Annotated in this window: 2 protein-coding genes; both read left to right on the forward strand. The window is 55.2% G+C overall.

Translation table 11 applies throughout. The features are described 5' to 3' along the window. Positions 1 to 1,405, forward strand: a 1,405-nt coding sequence (locus CAI21_RS22605) for a hypothetical protein (RefSeq protein ID WP_220349068.1), incomplete at its 5' end; no start/stop codon positions are given. Between the two features lie 17 nt (positions 1,406 to 1,422). Next, positions 1,423 to 2,568, forward strand: a complete 1,146-nt coding sequence (locus CAI21_RS22610) for a hypothetical protein (protein WP_147305235.1) — start codon at positions 1,423 to 1,425, stop codon at positions 2,566 to 2,568. Positions 2,569 to 2,782 lie beyond the last annotated feature (214 nt).

Below are 2,782 nucleotides of genomic sequence, written 5' to 3' on the forward strand. Positions count from 1 at the left end.
GCAGCGCACCGAGCCGATTCGCCTTGTGCGCCGTGAGTTGGGGCCGGATGAGGACGAGCCGATGCAAGGCGCGGACGTGGCGATGCTGGAGGAAATGTTGTGGCAGTTGGGGGTGAGTCCAAGTACGCGAATTCGGATCGATGGCTATGATGTAGGCAGTGGCCCAGGGCCGGGAATCACCGGGCAGCGACTGCCGGAGGGTGAGCGTAGCGTTCTGCGGCTAGGTACCACGGACGGGCAAGGGCGCGCCTCGGTCGGGTTAATGTTGGGGCGATTCAACTATTTTAGCCATTGGCCGCTTGGGGCGGGAGATATTGGTACTGAGCGTGCCCAAACGTTTATTCATGAGACGGTAAATGACATTGTTTACGACACCTTGGATGAGTTGCGGAAACACTGGACTCATTATCTTGAAGCATATGACCGTTCATCGAACCTTCCGCGATTCTTGTACTCTCGGCTGGAGAATGCCGAACTGGAAGCAGCAGTCAGCGTATTTGATGGTCAGATCAACTACCCGCGAGGGAATGAGCTAGAGGGTGTTGATCCTACATATACGGTGGAGCGCCACGAACAGGTGCGGCGTTACCATGATTTTGAGCGGGCCGACATTCTGCGGGCTATTGCGAACAAGGAGGCCAGCGGCATCCAATGGGGCGGGACTACGCCCTACCGTATCACCGTCGGTGGCGCAGATGAGTCTGGTAGCAGTGGTTTTAACCAGATCCAGAACAGGCACACCTATGGTGGGCGTGCGCTAGATGGCACGCACAGGGACCCGGTAGGCTGCATTCCTGTATCGGCTTATGACAGGCAGGGGAATAGCCAAGTAAACCATTATGATCCAGGTCAGAATATTATGGCTATAGCCGTTTGGCTGGCAGGTGTTCAGGGCAGTTGTGGCCGGTCGTTCCGCTTGGCTTTTCGTTCTGAATCGTATAGTGGAACGTTTCACTCGCCAGCCGACACTCTGTTGCATAGCATGCGGACTGGAAGCGTGATTGAGGCGGTCGAGAATGGGGCGCACACGGATGATACTTATGAACTTTTGGCCAAGGCAATAGGCGGCTACAACCAAGGGGCGGGGATATTTGATGGTAGTCGATCATGGGTTGAGTGGTTGATACAGCCGTTCTCGGAGCTGGGCACTGCCCGTCGGACCGCCATGAGATACGCGATAGACATTATGCATAGTCCCCAGCATCAACTGGGGATGCCTTACCGGGCCTATATCTGGCGGGGAGGGACCTATCCAGAGGGGCACGAGCAGGCAGGGGGCGAGTGGTGCTTTGCGTATGGAGAAAGGGAATGGATGGCTGGTAGCACATGGGAGGAGACTCGTGACGCAGCGTTTGGTGATGTTGAAACTGAGCCAAGTGGTCGAATGGCTTGTGAAGCTGGTTAGAGTGACGGGTGATCATTATGGGTATTAAATCATTTAGGTTCGCGGCCTTGGCGATTTTTCTTGTTCCATTGATTGGTTACGGCCAAAGTAATCCTCTCTTAGAGCTGGGGACGCCTGTTAATAATGAAACCCTTCCGCAGCTCGCGAGTGAAAGCATTCCGTATGCGAGGCTTAGAGCAGCGGACAGGGAATATAGAAGTACGGGAAGGGCTGGATCCATTGCGGCTTTCGCCTCCCTCGATGATGGCACGACTTATTGGGGGTTATCGAGAGACGCAATCTTACACTTTGTTAACGTCGGCGAGCGTCGACACCTCGGTAGTTGGCCGCTAGATACATATCGGCAGTATGCGGTGTTGTGGGGTGAGTCTCCCCAGGCTGCTCACATGTTCCATCGTCCCGAGTCCTTTAAGCAGAAGTATTGGACGGTTGATGACCCGGCGGCATTCAGAGTTGGGCCGGATGTGGTTTGGTCAGCGCCACCGGTGTATGCCCGAGAAAGGGTTGGCTGTTTGGCGCGGAATCCGCTCCGGTATGGCGATGTCAATGATACGGGTGACGACGAGCTTGTCTTGTTCATAGGGAATGAAATCCAAATATTTTCAACCACTGAGAAAAAAGTGATCTTTGCGGCGAACTGGGTTAACCAGGATGACGTGGGGGACGTTGCCAACGCAGCTATTAGGCAGGCAGGCAGTGAGCATCAGTTAGCCTATCGCTATCGGGAGCAGGGGGAAGATGCCCCGCAATACATCGCTGAATCAGGGAGGAGTCCCGCGGTAAACGATGTGTTCCCTGCATGGCGGGCGTTCGCGAAGTTCTACTTCGGTGATTTCAATGAAGATAGCAGGCCGGATCTGGTGATGTGGAGAAAGCTGTTTGAATCCCGCCTGAATAGTGATAGCGAAGGGGGGTTCTATAAGAAAGCCCAAGGTTTAGTGCATTATGCATTTGTTGATGGTGAGTATGTTCTGCAGGAAACAGAGCAAGAGGATATTGTTAGCTGGCTCGCCGACCGTGATCTTACGTGGAGCCAAGGCTTCCCCCGTTACAGCGAATGCCCCGGCGAAGCCGGCGAACTGATTCCGGAGATGCACGACCCGCTGCTGAACGACCCGGAGGTGCTGCCGGGCTTTGTCTATGGACCGGGTGAGGCGAACTAATAAGCGCGATTAACTCCCCATTCTGCCGGAACGGCGCACGCAGATGCTGCGCTTACAAGGCGAAAACCTTTTAGCCAACCACTATTACCGGCACGTCAACGCGCAGCCCTATCACGAAGGCACCCCGGATTTCGGCGGCACGGGTGCCGGCGACGGCTTGCTGAGTTTTCGCCCGCGCTACTACGTGCCGGTCAAGGTCGCGATCTTCGACGAG

The organism is Alkalilimnicola ehrlichii, from assembly GCF_003399765.1.
In the GTDB taxonomy this organism is placed as follows: domain Bacteria; phylum Pseudomonadota; class Gammaproteobacteria; order Nitrococcales; family AK92; genus AK92.